Annotated in this window: 12 protein-coding genes; 6 read left to right on the top strand and 6 right to left on the bottom strand. The window is 71.5% G+C overall.

Annotation, left to right across the window (positions count from 1 at the left end; all coding sequences use genetic code 11):
* Positions 1 to 96: 96 nt before the first annotated feature.
* The 3 genes from PHA29_RS04725 to PHA29_RS04715 all read right to left on the bottom strand — a co-directional run bounded on the left by PHA29_RS04725 (position 97) and on the right by PHA29_RS04715 (position 5,177).
* Positions 97 to 1,098, bottom strand: a complete 1,002-nt coding sequence (locus PHA29_RS04725; RefSeq protein WP_270848387.1) for an L-lactate dehydrogenase — start codon at positions 1,096 to 1,098, stop codon at positions 97 to 99.
* Between the two features lie 630 nt (positions 1,099 to 1,728).
* Positions 1,729 to 2,892, bottom strand: a complete 1,164-nt coding sequence (locus tag PHA29_RS04720) for a pyridoxal phosphate-dependent aminotransferase (protein ID WP_270848385.1) — start codon at positions 2,890 to 2,892, stop codon at positions 1,729 to 1,731.
* 215 nt (positions 2,893 to 3,107) lie between these two features.
* Positions 3,108 to 5,177, bottom strand: a complete 2,070-nt coding sequence (locus tag PHA29_RS04715; protein WP_270848383.1) for an NAD(+) synthase — start codon at positions 5,175 to 5,177, stop codon at positions 3,108 to 3,110.
* Positions 5,178 to 5,494: 317 nt separating this feature from the next.
* On the opposite strand from PHA29_RS04715, the gene PHA29_RS04710 reads away from it, so the two are divergent.
* From PHA29_RS04710 to PHA29_RS04700, 3 genes are all read left to right on the top strand, one after another.
* Complete coding sequence (locus tag PHA29_RS04710; protein ID WP_270848381.1) at positions 5,495 to 6,577, top strand: glycosyltransferase; 1,083 nt, start codon at positions 5,495 to 5,497, stop codon at positions 6,575 to 6,577.
* A 264-nt stretch (positions 6,578 to 6,841) separates the two neighbouring features.
* A complete protein-coding gene (locus PHA29_RS04705; RefSeq protein ID WP_270848379.1) occupies positions 6,842 to 7,822 on the top strand; it encodes a hypothetical protein in 981 nt (326 codons plus the stop codon).
* Between the two features lie 127 nt (positions 7,823 to 7,949).
* Positions 7,950 to 9,479 (top strand): hypothetical protein, encoded by a 1,530-nt coding sequence (locus PHA29_RS04700; RefSeq protein WP_270848377.1) that lies wholly within the window; start codon positions 7,950 to 7,952, stop codon positions 9,477 to 9,479.
* A 173-nt stretch (positions 9,480 to 9,652) separates the two neighbouring features.
* Here the strand turns inward: PHA29_RS04700 and ettA are convergent, their stop codons facing one another.
* Positions 9,653 to 11,332 carry an energy-dependent translational throttle protein EttA gene (gene ettA, locus PHA29_RS04695; protein ID WP_270405577.1) on the bottom strand — a complete coding sequence of 560 codons (1,680 nt, stop codon included), beginning with the start codon at positions 11,330 to 11,332 and terminating at the stop codon, positions 9,653 to 9,655.
* Between the two features lie 245 nt (positions 11,333 to 11,577).
* Between ettA and PHA29_RS04690 the strand changes: the two genes are divergently transcribed.
* The 3 genes from PHA29_RS04690 (at position 11,578) to PHA29_RS04680 (ending at position 13,747) form a co-directional block, all read left to right on the top strand.
* Complete coding sequence (locus PHA29_RS04690; RefSeq protein WP_270848375.1) at positions 11,578 to 12,351, top strand: tRNA threonylcarbamoyladenosine dehydratase; 774 nt, start codon at positions 11,578 to 11,580, stop codon at positions 12,349 to 12,351.
* Positions 12,352 to 12,431: 80 nt separating this feature from the next.
* Entirely contained in the window at positions 12,432 to 13,196 is a 765-nt protein-coding gene (locus PHA29_RS04685; protein ID WP_270848372.1) for a TatD family hydrolase, read from the top strand.
* A gap of 278 nt (positions 13,197 to 13,474) precedes the next feature.
* Complete coding sequence (locus PHA29_RS04680) at positions 13,475 to 13,747, top strand: hypothetical protein (RefSeq protein WP_270848370.1); 273 nt, start codon at positions 13,475 to 13,477, stop codon at positions 13,745 to 13,747.
* Positions 13,748 to 13,896: 149 nt separating this feature from the next.
* Here the strand turns inward: PHA29_RS04680 and PHA29_RS04675 are convergent, their stop codons facing one another.
* Positions 13,897 to 14,577: an HAD family hydrolase gene (locus tag PHA29_RS04675; protein WP_270848368.1), complete on the bottom strand. Its 681-nt coding sequence runs from the start codon at positions 14,575 to 14,577 to the stop codon at positions 13,897 to 13,899.
* Positions 14,578 to 15,051: 474 nt separating this feature from the next.
* A complete protein-coding gene (gene pgi, locus PHA29_RS04670; RefSeq protein ID WP_270848366.1) occupies positions 15,052 to 16,746 on the bottom strand; it encodes a glucose-6-phosphate isomerase in 1,695 nt (564 codons plus the stop codon).
* Positions 16,747 to 16,950 lie beyond the last annotated feature (204 nt).

Raw genomic sequence — 16,950 nt, 5'->3', positions numbered from 1 at the left:
GGTTGTGCCCATTGTAAGCCCCCTGCCTTGTACGTACAAGACAGAGGGCACGATGCGCAGGGCCGCCGGGCGATGCGGGCGAGGGGCGCCGCCCGCCTACACCTGCTGCAGGACGCCCTTCAGCCGGTCGGCGGAGCTCCGGAGCTCCTCGAGCTCCGCCTCGTCGAGCGAGATGGGCACGCGGCACTCGATCCCCTGCCTGCCCACGATCGTCGGCATGGAGATGGCCACGTCCGACAGGCCGTACTCGCCCACCATGAGCGCGGACACCGGCAGGACGCTCTTCTCGTCGCGCATGATCGCCTGGCACAGCCGCCTCACCGACATCGCGATGCCGTAGTACGTCGCGCGCTTGCGGCGGATGATCTCGTAGGCGGCGCTCCTGACCTCCTCGGCGATGCGCGCCTCGGCCTCCTCGTGGTCGAAGTGCCCCCGCATCTCGCAGAAGTCCTTGAGCGGCACGCCCGCGACGTCCGCGCTCGACCACACCGCGAGCTCCGAGTCGCCGTGCTCCCCGATGATATAGGCCTCGACGTCGCGCGGGTCGACCCCGAGGTGCGCGCCGAGCGCCTCCTGGAGGCGCGCCGTATCGAGCACCGTGCCCGAGCCGACCACCCGGCTCTCCGGCAGGCCGGAGAGCTTGACGGCGGCGTAGGTGAGCACGTCGACCGGGTTGGAGACGATGAGCAGGATGCCGTCGAAGCCCGTCTCGCGGATGCGCGGGACGATCTCGCGGAAGATGGCGACGTTCTTCTGGGCTAGGTCGAGCCGCGTCTCCCCCGGCTTCTGCGCCGCGCCCGCCGTGATGACGATGATCGCCGCGTCGGCGGCGTCGGCGTAATCGCCGGCGTAGATGCGCATGGGGGCCGCGAACGGCGACCCGTGGCTGATGTCGAGCGCCTCGCCCTCGGCCCGGGCGCGGTCGACGTCGATGAGCACCATCTCCGAGAACAGGCCGCTCTGCATGAGGGCGAACGCGGAGGACGACCCCACGAACCCGCAGCCGACGATGGCGACCTTCCTGTCGTTGACCGCAACCTTGCTGTCGTTGTTCGCGGCCTTTCTGTCGATGACCGCGACATCCTTGTCGTTGACCATGATGAATCCTTCCTCGCGGCGTCGGTCGCCCGACGCGGACGACGCCGGGGCGCGAACGGCACCCGGCCCCTGCGCCCCTTATCTCCCCGATTCCGGATCGCTATCACGGGATCGCTGTATTCCTAGTGTTCTGCTATGTTTTTACACAGGATGCCCCGGCGGCGCGCTAGCGGATGCCGGAGGCCTCGATGGCGGCGACGGCGGCGCGCCAGCGGATGCCAGAGGCCTCGATGGACGCCCCGGCGCGCCGTTCCGTACCCGTCGAGATGAACCTGTGTGTTTGCACCAGACGACCCCAGCGGCGGCGCAGCTTGGTGCCCGTTGAGACGGATATTGATGTAACAGTTATGGTATCACCCGGCCGAAAGACACGGAATTTTCTCCGATTCCGTGTCTTTCGGCCGGGTGATACTGAGACAGTTACAGGCTAGGGCTAGGGCCGCCGCGGCGCCGTAAGCTCAAACGGCGCGCCAACCGCGAGGCAGCCGCGGCGGCTGCGAAACCGGAGCGGAATCACCGCGCCCGGTCCCGGCGCGCGCTGGCGGATGCCGGAGATCCCGATCTCGGCGCCAGGATGCGGCGCGCTAGCGGATGCCGGAGATCCCGATCTCGGCGCCAGGATGCGGCGCGCTAGCGGATGCCGGAGGCCTCGATGGCGGCGACGGCGGCGCGCAGCCCCTCGGGCGGGAGCACGAGCGCCATGCGCACGTAGCCCTCCCCGTGCGGCCCGAAGCTCGCCCCGGGCGTCACGATCACGCCCGCGCGCTCCATGAGCTCCTCACAGAACGCCAGCGAGTCGGTCCGGCCGCCCGGCAGCTTCGCCCACACGAACATCGAGCCGTGGGCGTTCGGGCGCTCCCAGCCTATGCCCTCCAGGCCGTCGCACAGCGCGTCGCGGCGCTCCTGGTACCTGAGCCGCTGCTCCTCCACCCGGTCCAGCGGGCCGGTCAGCGCGGCGATCGCGGCCTTCTGGATCGGGAAGAACATGCCGAAGTCGATCTGCCCGCGCAGCTTGGCGAAGGCCGCCACGACGTCGGCGCGGCCCACCAGAAAGCCGATGCGGGCGCCCGTCACGTTGAAGGACTTCGACAGCGAGAAGAACTCGACGCCCACCTCGAGGGCGCCGGGGTGCGCGAGGAAGCTGCCCCCGCGCGGGCCGTCGTAGACGATGTCCGAATAGGCGTTGTCGTGCACGATCAGCAGGTCGTGCTCGCGCGCGAAGGCGATGATCTCCTCATAGAGCTCCGGCGTCCCCACGCTGCCGACGGGGTTCGCGGGCAGCGAGACGATCATGTACTTGGCCCGGTCCGCCACATCCGGGTCGATGCCCGCGACGTAGGGCAGGAAGCCGTGCTCGGCGTTGAGCGGGTAGTAGGCGAGCTCGCCGTCGGCGATCTTCACGCCCGCCTCGAACACGGGGTAGCACGGGTCGGGCACGAGCACGGTATCGCCCGGGTCGAGCAGCGCGAGGCCCAGGTGCCCCACGCCCTCCTGCGTCCCGTTGCAGCTGGCGACCATGTCGGGGGTGATGCCCGCGACGCCGAAGCGGCGCTCGTAGTAGTCGCACACCGCCTGCTTGAGCTCGGGCAGGTCGCCCAGGCTGTACTTCCACTGCACGGGGTCCGCCGTCGCCTCGCGCAGGGCGGCGACCACATGGTCGTACGGGGCGAAGTCGGGGGTGCCCACGGAGAGGTTGTAGATGGTGCGGCCTTCGGCCTCGAGCTTGAGCCTGCGCTGGTTGAGGGAGGCGAACACCTCGTCGCCGAACCGGTCGAGCCGCTGGGAGAACTGCATGCGGGGACACCCCTTCTGCGCCCCGCGCGGGGTGCGATCGAGAATCATCGGATAGGACACCAGTGTAGCGCTGCGAGCGACCCCCTCGCTCGGGCATCTTCCGCGCGGGGCGCCGGGCACCTGCCGCGGCCCGCCGTCGGAGGAGGCGGCATGCGGCGGGCGGCGCGGCCCGCGACGGGGCCGCACCGGACGGCGAGGGACCGCGGGGCCCGCTCTCAGCGCTCGGGCTCGAGCGCATCCACCTCGTCGAGCCACAGGCGGGCGGAGGCGTCACTCGGCATGCGCCAGTCCCCGCGCGGGGACAGCGTCACCGAGCCGACCTTCGGCCCGTCCGGGAGGCAGCTGCGCTTGAACTGCTGGGCGAAGAACCGCCGGTAGAAGACGCGCAGCCAGCTCCACACCGTATGGGCGTCGTAGGAGCCCGCGAACGACCGGCACGCCATGCGGAAGATCTTGCCCGGCGCGAACCCGAAGCGCAGCAGGTGGTAGAGGAAGAAATCGTGCAGCTCGTAGGGCCCCACGAGGTCCTCGGTGCGCTGGGCGATCTGCCCGTCGCCGGTGGGGGGCAGAAGCTCCGGGGAGACCGGGGTGTCCAGGATGTCGAGCAGCGTCCGCTCGATCGCACCGCCGTAGAGCCCCGCGGCGTAGCGCACCAGATGGCGCACGAGGGTCTTGGGGACGCTCGCGTTGACGGCGTACATGCTCATGTGGTCGCCGTTGTAGGTGGCCCACCCGAGCGCCAGCTCCGACAGGTCGCCGGTGCCGATGACCATGCCACCCGCCTGGTTGGCGAGGTCCATGAGGATCTGGGTGCGCTCGCGCGCCTGGCTGTTCTCGTAGGTGACGTCGGTCACCGCGGGGTCGTGGCCGATATCCTCGAAATGCTGGCGGACCGCCTCGTGGATCGAGACCTCGCGGAAGTCGGCGCCCAGGGCGGAGGCGAGCGTCTCCGCGTTGCCCCGGGTGCGGGCCGTGGTGCCGAACCCGGGCATGGACACCGCGTGGATGCCCGAGCGCGGGAGGCCGAGCGCGTCGAAGGCGCGCACCGTCACGAGCAGGGCGAGTGTGGAGTCCAGGCCGCCCGACAGGCCGATGACGGCATGCCGGCTCCCCGTGTGCGCGAGGCGCGTCTTGAGCCCCGCGGCCTGCAGGCCGAAGATCGTCTCGCAGCGCTCGGCCACCTCGCCCCGGTCGGCGGGGACGAAGGGCGTCCGCGGGAAGACGCGGTCGACCTCGAGCGCGGAGCGCATGAGGGGGGCGCCGGAGCCCTCCCGCTCGCCCGCGCCGCGGCCGTCCTCCCCCGCCGCCGCGCCGTCGCGGGCGGCCCCGGGCCGATACGAGAAGCCCACGCCGGCGGTCCCCCCGCTCGGGAAGGCGGGCCCGGCCCAGGTGGTGGAGCGGCGGCGCTCGGCGAGCAGGCGGTCGAGGTCCACGTCGGCCGTCGCCATCTCGCAGCTGAACAGGGGCGTGCGGGCCAGCAGCGACCCGTTCTCCGCGATCAGGTTCTCGCCGGCGAACACGAGGTCGGTGGTCGACTCGCCCTCGCCCGCGTCCGCGTACGCGTAGGCGCAGTACAGCCGCGCCGATTGCTGGGACACGAGCTGGCGGCGGTACTCGGCCTTGCCGATCACCTCGTCGGAGGCGGAGGGGTTCAGGATGACGGTCGCCCCCTGCTCGAGCGCCATGGCGACCGAGGGCGGCTGGGGGACCCACAGGTCCTCGCAGATCTCGACGCCGACCGCGACGGCGTCCATCCCGGGGTCGGTGCAGCGGAACACCAGGCCTGCGCCGAAGGGGACCGGCCCCTGCCCCGCGAAGGGAACGGCGCCCGACAGGTGCAGGGGCGCCGGGGCGAACCAGCGCCGCTCGTAGAACTCGCCGTAGTTCGGCAGATGGCGCTTCGCGGAGAGGCCGAGCAGCCGGCCCGCGCAGCACACCGCGGCGCAGTTGTAGACGGCCTCGCCGTGCGCCACGGGCAGCCCGACGGTGAACAGGACGGGCAGCTCCGCGGTCTCGGCGAGCAGGCGCGCGAGCGCGTCCTCGCAGGCGCGCAGCAGCGCGCGGTCCAGGAAGAGGTCCGCGCAGGTGTAGCCGGTGAGGCACAGCTCGGGCAGCGCGAGCGCGCCGACGCCCGCGGCGGCGGCGGAGCGCACGCAGGCGAGGATCGACGCCGCGTTGCCCTCGACGTCGGCCACGCGGATCTTCGGCGTGGCCGCCGCGATCCGGAAGAACCCGTCGCCGGCGCCCGCGCCCGCTCCCAAACCGGTGAAGAACAGCTCGTCCATGTGGTGCTCCTTGTCCGCACGTTTGCTCGACGCTATTGTAACGGCTCGCGCCGCGGCGGAGGGCGGCAGAGGGATGGAGCACGGTGCCGCACGACGATGCAGGCGGGGGCGACCGGCGCGGTGCCGGCGCGGTCCGGCCCGACGGCGCGGGGCGCGCGGCGCGCACGGGGCGCGCCTGCCGCCGCCGTCGCGCATGGAGCCCGCGTGCCCCCAGATGCGCGCATGTTCTGTAGAGCGCCCGCCTGGGCCTATAATGGGAGCGCCTGCGGGGGTCCCCGCGGCGTTCTCATGGCATCGAGAGGAAGGCGGCAGGGACCGTGAGCGAGACCCGCACCGCAACGGCGGAACCCGATACCACCACCCGCGGCGCGGCCGGCGGGGGGCGCATCCCCCGGCTCGCCCTCGTCGTCGTCACCTTCAAGCGCCAGGAGCTCCTCTCCACGCTGTTCGACTCCTTCCTGGAGCTCACGCAGGCGCCCTGGCGCATCGTCATCGTCGACAACGAGGGCTCCGAGCGCACGCGCGACATGGTCGCCGAGCTCGGCCGCCGCACGGACGAGCTGTGGGGCGTCGAGAGCGGCGAGCCCGACGCGGAGGGCGGCGTCTCCCGCGTCGTCTACGCGCCGCAGGCCGACAACCTCGGCGGCGCCGGCGGCTTCTCGGCCGGCGTCAAGCGCGCCTGGGAGCTCGGGGCGGAGTGGTTCTGGGTCATGGACGACGACGTCCGCGTGCTGCCCGAGGCCCTCGACCGCCTCGCGCCCTGGACGGCCACGCACCGCGTGATCCAGGGCTCGCGCCTGGACTACGACGGGGGCCCGTTCTACTGGCAGTACCACTTCATCGTGTCGCTCGGTATCCCCAACCCCATCGCCCCGGCGGCCTTCGGCCCCGAGGGCTACCGCGTCATGAACACGCTGTGCTTCGAGGGGGGCCTGTTCCACCGCTCGATCGTCGACGAGGTGGGCCTGCCCGACCCGCGCTTCTTCATCTACTGGGACGACACGGTCTACGGCTACCTCGCCTCCAAGGCCACCGAGGCCATCGTGGTGTCCGACCTCATCCTGCAGCGCACGCGCGATATCGCCAACTGGGACATCGCCGGCATGCGCCAGCTCAACGGGACCTCGGACATGAACCGCTACCACATCATGCGCAACCGCGGGTACATGATGCAGTACTTCCGCGCGCACGGGGACTACCGGCGCCTCGTGTTCGGCCTGGGCACCGCGGCGACCTTCGCCAAGGAGGTCATCCGCCTGGTCATGGTCAACCGGGACTCCTTCAAGACCGGCATCCCCGCGCTGTTCCGCGGCATGCGCGACGCCCGCCGCATCTACCGCGACCGCACCTGGAAGCCCATGCCGCCGATGGGCGGCGCGGACGCCGGCGGACGCGATTAGGGACGCACCCGGCTCGGGCGGCTCGGTCGCCGACGGAGTCCGGCGCGGCAGGAAGCGCCCGGGGGCGCGTGCGCGGCTGGGCCTTCTCCACAAGACCTCCCCGTGTGTCACCTCTTTTTGTTGATGCGCGATGAGGGGTTCGAAACCGCCGTCGAGGGTACACAATCTACGATGCGAACGAACCGATCCGCGACCGGACGCCCTCTCGGGGACGCCCGGTCGCTCATGTATGCGCAACCCCGGCCATGAGTGGGAGGACCGAACATGGCAGCCTATACCGATGACTACACCGACCGCAGACGCACCCGCATCTACCAGCGACCGACCGACCGCACCCAGGCGGGCAAGGACGACCTCATAGGCCAGACCCAGGCCATCGCCGTGAAGCCGCGCCTGTTCGACGGCATCTCCATCGCGCAGGTCGTCGCCGGCGCCGCGGCCGCCGCGACCTCCGTGGCGCTGTCGAGCTACATCGGCGTCGCGGGCTCGATCATCGGCGCCGCCGTGAGCTCGGTGGTCACGGTCATCTCCTCGCAGCTCTACCGGCGCTTCCTGGACGCGAGCGCCCGCAAGATCAAGGACGCGGGCGAGCAGGTCGTCTCCAAGGCCTCCCGCTCCGACGGCGAGGCCGTGGCGGAGGGCTCCCCGCTGCCCGAGGGGGTGCGCGGGGCGCGGATCGCCCCCTCGAAGCTGCGCGCCCGCGCCGCGGCGCAGCGCGCGGCGACCCAGCGCAAGGTGGTGGCCTTCTCCGCCGTCGCAGCCGTCGCGGCCGTCGCCCTCTGCGCGGCGGCGATCTGGCTCGGCACATCCGGCCAGGGCATCGGCGAGCAGACCTCGGTGCTGAGCGTCGCCGCCCCCTCCTCCAACGAGGCGGACGTCGATTCGACCGCAACCGGCGCCACGGGCGCCGACGCCGGGACCGACCAGGGCGCCGGGACCGCGGCGCAGGGCACCGCCGGCGACACGGCGAGCGGGACGGGCGCCGGGAACGCGACCCCGGGCACCGGGACCGGCGCGCAGGACCAGACGGATACCGACGGCGGGACCTCGTCGGGGACGGGGTCGGATGCCGGCGCGGACGCGGGCACCGGCTCCGCATCCGACGGCTCCGGGGACGCGGGCACCGGAGGCTCCGGCACCGGTGACGCCGGCCAGTCCGCCGGCGGCGACACCTCGACCGGAAACGGGACCTCGTCGGGCGAGGACGCCTCGACGTCGTCCACCGGCGCGGGCACGGGGCGCTAGCTCGGCGCCGCCGCGACACTCGACCCGGGCACGCGGGAGCTCCACCCCGCGCCGCGCCCCGTCCCCTGAGGGGGTGGGACGCGGCGCGATGGTAAGATGGCATGAAACGCAGTCAAGAAGGAGCACCATGGATACCCGCGCACAGAAGCCGACCCTCTCCGTCGGCAACCAGATCTACCTCTACCGCCTGCTCTCCGAGTCGATCGGATGCGGCAGGCAGACCATCATGGGCAAGGTCGAGGAGGCGCTCGCCGCCGACCGCATGGGCGCCGAGGACCTCGGGTTCGAGAGCACGCGCGCGCTGCTCGAGGCGCTCGACACCTTCGTCGCGCTCACGGTGTTCAAGGGGGGACGCATCTACGCCACGGTGACCGCGCAGCCCGCCTGGGACGAGGCGCTCGCGGCGCCGGAGAAGCAGGCCGCCCCCGCCGGCAAGTCGTGGAAGCGCAAGAAGGCCGACAAATCGCTCAAGCCCGTCCGGCCGCGCCGCGTCAAGCGCGCCGTCGAGGCGGAACCCGAGGCCGAGGCCGAGGCCCCCGATCGCGACGGGGCCGCCGGGGCCGCCGGGGCCGCAGACGCCGGGGACGCCGCGAAGGACACGCCGGGCGGCGCGGCAGGCGGCTCCCCCACCCCGACGGAAGCCGCCCCGGATAAAGCCGTTCCGGCGGCGGAAGGCCCGTCGCAGCCCCGCGCCGCAGAAGCCGCGGCCTCCCCGTCCGAACCCGCCGAAGAGAGGGGGCCGGCGCATGACGAGGCGACCGGCGGTGCCGAGCCCGCCGCGCAGCAGGCGGACTCCCCCGAGGCGGCCTCGCCCGCCCGAGACGAGAAAACCGCGCAGGCAGACGGAGCCGGATCCGCGGCGGACGGCGAGGCCCTCTCCCCGCAGGACGCCGCCTCCCCCGCCGAGCCCGCCCGCGAGCCCGCCGCCCAGCCGGCGATCAGCCTGACGGTGGTCTACGACCCCGAGAACGCGAACGCCGGCATCACCACGCTGGAGTCCACCCCGGACGCCGGCGGCCGCGCCGCCGCCTCCGAGGCCGCCTTGCCCGATACAGGCACGACCGAAGCCGCTTCGCCCGAGGCCGCCTCGCACGATGCCGATGCGACCGACGTCACCTCGCCCGAAGCCGGCACGCCCGAAGCCGGCTCCCCCGCCCGCACGCAGGCGTCCCCGTCCCCCGCAGGCGCGGACGGTGCGAAGCCGCGCGCGCCGCGACCCTCGCGCGCGCCGCGGAACCGAGCGGATCGCACGGGCGCCCGTACGGGGCGGAGCGCCGCAGACGACGCCGACTCCCGCATCCGCGGGGATCGGGGCACCGCGCCCGCGCCGTCTGAGCCCCGCCCGCTCCCCGAGGGGTACCCCGCGGACCTCACCCGCGACGTCTACTGCCCCGGGCCCGTCCTGCACGAGCTCGCGCTCCTGCTGCCCCTGGGGGCCGACGCCCTGGGCATCCTGGATGCGTACTACCGCATCGCCCAGCTGCTCGGAACCCTGGAGGCCGGCCGCAACCGCGCCTCCTTCCCCCTGGGCTACCTGCGAGACGGCGAGCGCCTGACCGCGACCGTCCGCCTGCGCCGCAAGCGCGGCGACGCGGGTGCGGCCTGGGTCGTCGACGCCGTGGAGGCCCCGACGGGCAGCGCCGCGGACGGACGGTAGCGCGGACCCCGGCACCGAAGCGCCGCCTCGGCCGTCGCCCCGCCCGCCCCCATGTCAACGAGAGCCGGCCCCGGAACCCCGATCGCTCGGGGCGCCGGGGCCGGCTGCCGTATGCGGGAGGCCGCGGGACCGGACCGGCGCGCAAGACGGCGCACCGGTCCGTCGCGGCGCCGTTAGTCGCGCGTGAGCTTGCGGCGGACGCGGTGCGGGCGGGCGGCGTCCTCGCCCAGGCGCGCCACGCGGTTCTCCTGATAGCTCGCGAAGTTGCCCTCGAACCAGTACCAGGTGCCCGGGTTCTCGTCGGTGCCCTCCCACGCCAGGATGTGGGTGGCGACGCGGTCGAGGAACATGCGGTCGTGGCTGATGACCACCGAGCAGCCCGGGAACTCGAGCAGCGCGGCCTCGAGCGAGGAGAGCGTCTCGACGTCCAGGTCGTTGGTGGGCTCGTCGAGCAGCAGCAGGTTGCCGCCCTGCTTCAAGGTGAGGGCGAGGTTCAGGCGGTTGCGCTCGCCGCCGGAGAGCACGCCGGCGCGCTTCTGCTGGTCCTGCCCCTTGAAGCCGAAGCTCGCCACGTAGGCGCGGCTCGGCACCTCGGACTCGCCGACGATCATGATGTCGTTGCCGTCGGAGACGACCTCCCACAGGGTCTTGTCGGGGTCGATGCCCTCGCGGCCCTGGTCGACGTAGGACAGCTTCACGGTCTCGCCCAGCTCGATGCTGCCGCTCGTGGGCTGCTCGATCCCCATGATCATCTTGAACAGGGTGGACTTGCCCACGCCGTTGGGGCCGATCACGCCCACGATGCCGTTGCGCGGCAGGGTGAACGAGAGGTCGTCGATGAGCACGCGGCCGTCGAACTCCTTGTGCAGGTGCTCGACCTCCAGCACCTTCGCGCCCAGGCGCGGGCCCACGGGGATGCGGATGTCGGTGTAGTCGAGCTTCTGGCTGGCGCGCGCCTCGGCCTCCATCTCCTCGTAGCGGGCCAGACGCGCCTTGTTCTTGGCCTGGCGGGCCTTCGGCGAGCTGCGCACCCACTCGAGCTCGGCGGCCATGCGCTTGGCGAGCTTGGCGTCGCGCTGGCCCTGGGCGGCGATGCGCGCGGCCTTGGTCTCGAGGTAGGTGGAGTAGTTGCCCTTGTAGGGGTAGAGGTGGCCGCGGTCGACCTCGCAGATCCACTCGGCCACGTTGTCGAGGAAGTAGCGGTCGTGGGTGACGGCGAGCACGGCGCCCGGGTAGGTGTGCAGGAAGTGCTCGAGCCACAGGACCGACTCGGCGTCGAGGTGGTTGGTGGGCTCGTCGAGCAGCAGCAGGTCGGGGGCCTCCAGCAGCAGGCGGCACAGGGCCACGCGGCGGCGCTCGCCGCCGGAGAGGACCTTCACCGGCGTGTCGGACTCGGGCAGCTGCAGGGCGTCCATGGCCTGGCCGAGCTTGGAGTCGATGTCCCAGCCGTCGGCGGCGTCGATCTCGTCCTGCAGACGGCCCATCTCCGCCATGAGGGCGTCCATGTCGCAGTCGGGGTCGCACATCTCCTCGCCGATCCGGTTGAACCGGTCGACCTTGGCGAGCAGGTCGCCGAAGGCCATGCGCACGTTCTCGATGACGGTCTTGTCGTCGTCGAGCGGAGGCTCCTGCTCGAGGATGCCCACGGTGTAGCCGGGGGTGAGGCGCGCCTCGCCGTTGGAGACCTCCTCGATGCCGGCCATGATCTTGAGCAGGGTCGACTTGCCCATGCCGTTGGGGCCCACGACGCCGATCTTGGCGCCGGGATAGAACGACAGGGTCACGTCGTCGAGGATGACCTTGTCGCCGTGCGCCTTGCGCGCCTGGTACATCTGGTAGATGAATTCCGCCATGATGCTCCTATCATGCAGGTTGATGCTTGCAGTACCGTACACGCCCCATTCTCGCATGGGCGGCGCGCGGATGCGGCGGGTGCGCACCGAATCCACGGGATGCGCCGCGGAAGCGGACGACAGGCCCCGGGAAAAAAGTGCCTGTCCCTCATTTCCCAGGGGGAAATGAGGGACAGGCACTTTTTTCCCACCGATGCGCCATCGTGCCATAATGGGCGGCGACCAACGCGACGGAAGGGAACCCGATGCAGGAGACCGCGACCACCAAGCTCGAGACCATCATGGGCGCAGACGGGCTCTCGCGTCTGAAAGCGGCCACCGTCATGGTGCTCGGCTGCGGAGGCGTGGGGTCGAACTGCATCGAGGCGCTCGCGCGCGGCGCCATCGGGCGCATCGTGATCGTGGACAAGGACGTCGTCGCCCCGAGCAACATCAACCGACAGGCCATCGCCTTCACGAGCACCGTCGGCCGGCGCAAGGTCGACGTCATGGCCGCCATGATCGCCGACATCAACCCGTCCTGCAAGGTCGTCGCGCGCGACGCCTTCGTGCTGCCCGACAATCTCGAGGCCCTCATGCGCGACTGCCTCGATGCCTGCGGCGGCCGCATCGACTGCATCGTCGACGCCATCGACACCGTCTCCACGAAGCTCGCGCTCGCCGAGCTCGCGCCCGCGCTCGGCATCCCCCTCATCAGCAGCATGGGCGCGGCCAACAAGCTGCACCCCGAGTGCCTGCGCATCGCCGACATCCACGACACCGTGCGCGACCCGCTCGCGCGCATCGTCCGCAAGGAGTGCCGGCGGCGCGGCATCCGGCACCTGCGCGTCCTGTACTCCTGCGAGGAGCCTGCGCGCACGCCCGGGCGCGACCCCGAATCCGGGCGCGAGCGCACCGAGCTCGGCACCGCCTCGTTCATGCCGCCCATCATGGGGCAGATGATCGCCGGCGAGGTCATCCGCCGGGTCTCCGGCGTCGGCTGCGAGGAGGTCCGCCCGGACGGGACGGTCGTCCGGTAGCGGACCCGCGCATCCCGCTCGCGAGCCGCCGCGTGCCCCGCCCGCCCCTGCCCCCAGCGCCACCGAGGAGGTCCCGCCCCATGTACCGCTTCGTCGACATGCACTGCCATCTCGACCTCATGGCCAACGGACCGCAGGTCGCCGCCCACGCGCGCGGACGCGGAATCGCGCTGCTCAACGCGAGCGTGACCCCGCAGGGCTACCGTTGCGCGCGCGAGCGCTACACCGACGCGCCCGCGGTCCGCTGCGCCGCCGGCCTGCACCCGTGGTGGGTCTCAGACGGGTCCTGCGGCAATGACGACGTCGCCCGGCTCGCCCTCGACCTCGCCAGCGAGCGCTTCGTGGGAGAGGTGGGCCTCGACCTCGGAACGCGCCATGCGCATGCGCGCGCTCGGCAGGAGGCCGCCTTCGAGCGGATCGTCCGCGCCTGCGCCGAGAACCCCCTCCCCGGGCGCGTCCTGACCATCCACGCGGTCCGCTCCGCCGGAACCGTCCTCGATGCGCTCGAGCGCTACGACCTCACCCGCAGCGCCGCCTGCATCTTCCACTGGTTCTCGGGTACGAGCGAGGAACTCGCCCGGGCGCGGCGCGCAGGGTGCCTGTTCTCCGTGAACGGCATGATGCTCGCCACGCGCAGGGGACGGGAGTACGCGCGGATCATCCCGCAGAAGCAGCTGCTGCTCGAGACCGACGCCCCCGCCGAGCAGGGCGCGCCGGGCGCGGCCGCGGACCTCGAGGCGGCGCTGCAGGCGACGCTCTCCCGGCTGGCGCAGATCCGCGGCGTCGACGAGGCCGGCCTGGGGCGCGCGGTCGCCGAGCGCGGCGCGGAGCTCCTCGGCCTGTAAGGGCGCGGACCGCATAGGCGGCACGGGCCGCTCGGCACGTCGCGCGCACGGCGCCTGGGCGCCGGGAGAGGCGGGCCCTCGGCCGCGAAAACGCGATCCCGCACTGCACCCGCGAACCGCGGGCGGGCAGCGACGGTGACGCGACCGCGGCGTCTCCGTACCGCACACCGCCCTCCCCGACCGTTCGCCGCCCGTCGCATAAGCCCCCGGCCGACGGGTATCCATCAGGTAGGTGCATCGAGCACGACGTACCCGGCACGACGAGGAAAGGAGCCATCATGTTCGATTTCAACGCTGTCGTCGAGCTCGCGGGGATGCTCTCCTCGCTTGCCGTGGTCTTCCTGGTCCTCGAGGCGGGATCCATCGCGCTGCCGGCCGCCGTGCGCCGCGCGCGGACATGGATGAGCAGCCGGGACGATACGGTCTCGTGGTCCACGCGCCGCGAGAAGGACGCCTACGCGGGCACCGCCCCCGCAACCGTCCGCTCCTCCCTGCACACCGCGACGGGACGCAGGCCCATGAACAGCCTGCCGATCCGCCAGGCGGCCTAGCGCAGGCGGGCCGCGCAGCGGCATACCTGCTGCGAATGCCACCGAGCCCTACACGACGGGGGTCCCGAGGGACCCCCGTTTTCATGCCGCGGTACGGACGTGTCCGCTGGGAGGCGCCGGGGCGCGCCGAAGGCACCCGGCAGCGGCCCCTACCGGGCCGCCCGATCGCCCGGGTCCCGGATATCCAGCAGGTCCGGGATCGCGTCGATGACCAGATCCGCCTCGTCCTGCGAGAACCCGAAGCGCTCCTCGCGCTTGGCGACGACCGTGATGCCCGCCGCCTTGCCCGCGGCGATGCCGTACACGGAGTCCTCCACGCAGCAGCATGCGCCGGCGGGAAGGCCCAGCAGGTCGAGGGTGTGCAGGTAGATCTCGGGGTTGGGCTTGCTTTGATGGAACTGCTCGCCCGACACGATGGGCTCGAAACGCCCCGTCAGGCCGCAGGCGTCGAGCACCTTTTCGATGTTCGCCAGCGGAGAGGAGGATGCCAGCGCGACGCGGACCCCCATCCCGTGCAGGGCCTCGACCGTCTCGGCGACACCGGGGTTCAGCAGCCGCGCGTACGGCCGCGGGCGATGCGACGCCCACTCGTTGTAGACCGTCTCCGCCTCGTCGCCGGTCAGCTCGCCGCGGCCGCCGCGGCGCATCCACATCTGCAGGTTGCGCTGGAAGTCCTGGTGCGACATGCCGACCTGGCGCTTGCGCTCCTCCTCGGTGATACCGAGCCCGAGCTCCTCGCTCATCACGGCGAGCTCATCGAAGTAGAACTTCTCGGTGTCGACGATCACGCCGTCCATGTCGAAGATGACCGCTTTGAAGGGGAAGGCCATGGGCTGTCCTTTCGGGCTGGGCAGAGCACGCGCATCCACGCCGCGGTGCCCGGGATTCATTCCGGCACCTCAGTGTAGCGTATCTATGCAGCGGCAACGCTCGTCGCGTTCCTCGTTACCCTGATCCTGGCGGTCAGATGATCGATGTGGGTGATGCTTGCATAAAAGAACAGCCGCCTTGACGGAGACGGCTGTTCGCGTGGGCATCACCCACCAACAACAACTTCGCAGGAGGGCGTTAAACCTTCCGCTCGTACTGAAGAATACCCCAACGGCAGACCTGCATACCGCGGTATACGACAGGGCGACGGGCGCCTCGGAGCGTTCACGTATGCGATCGATCCATCATGGGGCGCCCTGAGCCGGCACCAAAAAGCATCCGTGCAACAGCCCGCATCTCCCGCCCGCTATACCAAAGGCGGGCGGCGCCCCGAAGACGCCGCCCGCCCCAACTGCCCCTATGGCAGCATCCGCCTACTTGCGATGGGCGCGGTAGAACGCGATGAGCTGCTTGGTGCTCTCGTCCTGGGCAGCGAGCGCCTCGTCGTCGTGGAACGCCGGGGTGATCTCCTTGGCGAGCTGCTTGCCCAGCTCGACGCCCCACTGGTCGAACGAGTCGATACCCCACACGGTGCCCTCGACGAAGGTGATGTGCTCGTACAGCGCGATGAGCGCACCGAGCGCATGCGGGGTGAGGTCGATGCCGAAGATGGAGGTCGACGGGCGGTTGCCGGTGAACACGCGCGCGGTCACGATCTCCTCGGGCGTGCCCTCGGCGCGGACCTCGTCGGCGGTCTTGCCGAACGCGAGCGCCTTGGTCTGGGCGAGGAAGTTGCCGAGGAACAGCTCGTGCACGTCCTGGTCGCCGTCGACGTTGGGGTTCGCGGTGTTGACGAAGGCGATGAGGTCCGCCGGGATCAGGCGCGTGCCCTGATGGATGAGCTGGTAGAACGCATGCTGGCCGTTGGTGCCCGGCTCGCCCCAGTAGATCTCGCCGGAGGCCGTGGTGAGCGGCGTGCCGTCCCAGCGCACGCCCTTGCCGTTGGACTCCATGGTGAGCTGCTGCAGGTAGGCGGGGAAGCGGTGCATGTACTGGTTGTAGGGCAGCACGGCGTGGCTCTCGGCGCCGAAGAAGTTCACGTACCACACGTTGATGAGGCCCATGAGGGCGACGACGTTCTCCTCGAGCGGCGTGTCCTGGAAGTACACGTCGACGTCGTGGAAGCCCTTGAGGAAGCACTCGAAGCGCTCGGGACCGAAGGCGATGATGAGCGAGAGGCCCACGGCGGAGTCGACGGAGTAGCGGCCGCCGACCCAGTTCCAGAAGCCGAAGGCGTTCTCCGGGTCGATGCCGAACTCGGCCACGCGGTCGAGCGCGGTGGAGACGGCGACGAAGTGCTTGCGCACGGCCTCGGCGCGGCTGGCCTCGGAGCCGTCGATGGCGCCGGCGGCCTCCAGGGCGTCGAGCAGCCAGGTGCGGACCTCGCGGCCGTTGGTCAGCGTCTCGAGCGTGGTGAAGGTCTTGGACACGACGATGACGAGCGTGGTCTCCGGATCGAGGCCGCGGACCTTCTCAGCCATGTCGTTGGGGTCGATGTTGGAGATGTAGCGGCAGTCGATGCCGGCGTCGGCATAGGGCTTGAGCGCCTCGTAGACCATGACCGGGCCGAGGTCGGACCCGCCGATGCCGATGGACACCACGTGCTCGATCCGCTTGCCGGTGACGCCCTTCCACTCGCCGGAGCGGACCTTCTCGGCGAAGGCGTACATGCGGTCGAGCATGTCGCGCACGTCGGCGACGCAGTCCTGGTCGCCGTCGAACACGGTGCCGCGCTCGGAGTCGGGGCGGCGCAGCGCGGTGTGGAGCACGGCGCGGTCCTCCGAGGTGTTGACGTGCGCGCCGGAGTACATGGCGTCGCGGCGCTCCTCGACGTGGAGCTCGCGGGCGAGCTGGACGAGCAGCTTCATGGTCTCGTCGGTGACGAGGTTCTTGGACAGGTCGATGTGGAACTCGCCCATGTCGAAGCTGAGCTTGGACACGCGGTCGGGGTCGGCGGCGAACCAGCCCTTGAGGTCCACGCCGGCGGAGGTCATCTCGTCGTAGTGCTTCTGGAGCGCCGCCCACGCGGGCGTGCCGGTCGCATCGATGGGTGCGGGAACGGTTGACATGCAGGTCCTCCTTGTCCATGAAGGCGCGGAGACGACGTGCCGCGACGACCCTCGCGCGGCACCCCGCGCCGACATCCGTGATGGCTTTATTCTAGCGCAGCGCGCCTGCCCGGGGGCGCGGGCCGGGCAACTTCGCGACCCCCTCCCTGCGGGCCCGCGCGACGGGGATGGGGGGCGCGGGCGCCGGGCGCCGCCGGGGCGCCG

Origin of the sequence: Candidatus Collinsella stercoripullorum (genome assembly GCF_027669965.1) — a bacterium.
In the GTDB taxonomy this organism is placed as follows: Bacteria; Actinomycetota; Coriobacteriia; order Coriobacteriales; family Coriobacteriaceae; genus Collinsella; species Collinsella stercoripullorum.
Note: the sequence above shows the minus strand (reverse complement) of the source record. Positions and strands in the feature narration are given on the sequence as shown.

Coding starts and splice junctions, on each gene's coding strand:
- PHA29_RS04725 (WP_270848387.1), bottom strand. CDS start 1,098: ATGGTCAACGACAAGGATGTCGCGGTCATCGACAGAAAGGCCGCGAAC.
- PHA29_RS04720 (WP_270848385.1), bottom strand. CDS start 2,892: ATGCAGTTCTCCCAGCGGCTCGACCGGTTCGGCGACGAGGTGTTCGCC.
- PHA29_RS04715 (WP_270848383.1), bottom strand. CDS start 5,177: ATGGACGAGCTGTTCTTCACCGGTTTGGGAGCGGGCGCGGGCGCCGGC.
- PHA29_RS04705 (WP_270848379.1), top strand. CDS start 6,842: ATGGCAGCCTATACCGATGACTACACCGACCGCAGACGCACCCGCATC.
- PHA29_RS04700 (WP_270848377.1), top strand. CDS start 7,950: ATGGATACCCGCGCACAGAAGCCGACCCTCTCCGTCGGCAACCAGATC.
- ettA (WP_270405577.1), bottom strand. CDS start 11,332: ATGGCGGAATTCATCTACCAGATGTACCAGGCGCGCAAGGCGCACGGC.
- PHA29_RS04690 (WP_270848375.1), top strand. CDS start 11,578: ATGCAGGAGACCGCGACCACCAAGCTCGAGACCATCATGGGCGCAGAC.
- PHA29_RS04685 (WP_270848372.1), top strand. CDS start 12,432: ATGTACCGCTTCGTCGACATGCACTGCCATCTCGACCTCATGGCCAAC.
- PHA29_RS04680 (WP_270848370.1), top strand. CDS start 13,475: ATGTTCGATTTCAACGCTGTCGTCGAGCTCGCGGGGATGCTCTCCTCG.
- PHA29_RS04675 (WP_270848368.1), bottom strand. CDS start 14,577: ATGGCCTTCCCCTTCAAAGCGGTCATCTTCGACATGGACGGCGTGATC.
- pgi (WP_270848366.1), bottom strand. CDS start 16,746: ATGTCAACCGTTCCCGCACCCATCGATGCGACCGGCACGCCCGCGTGG.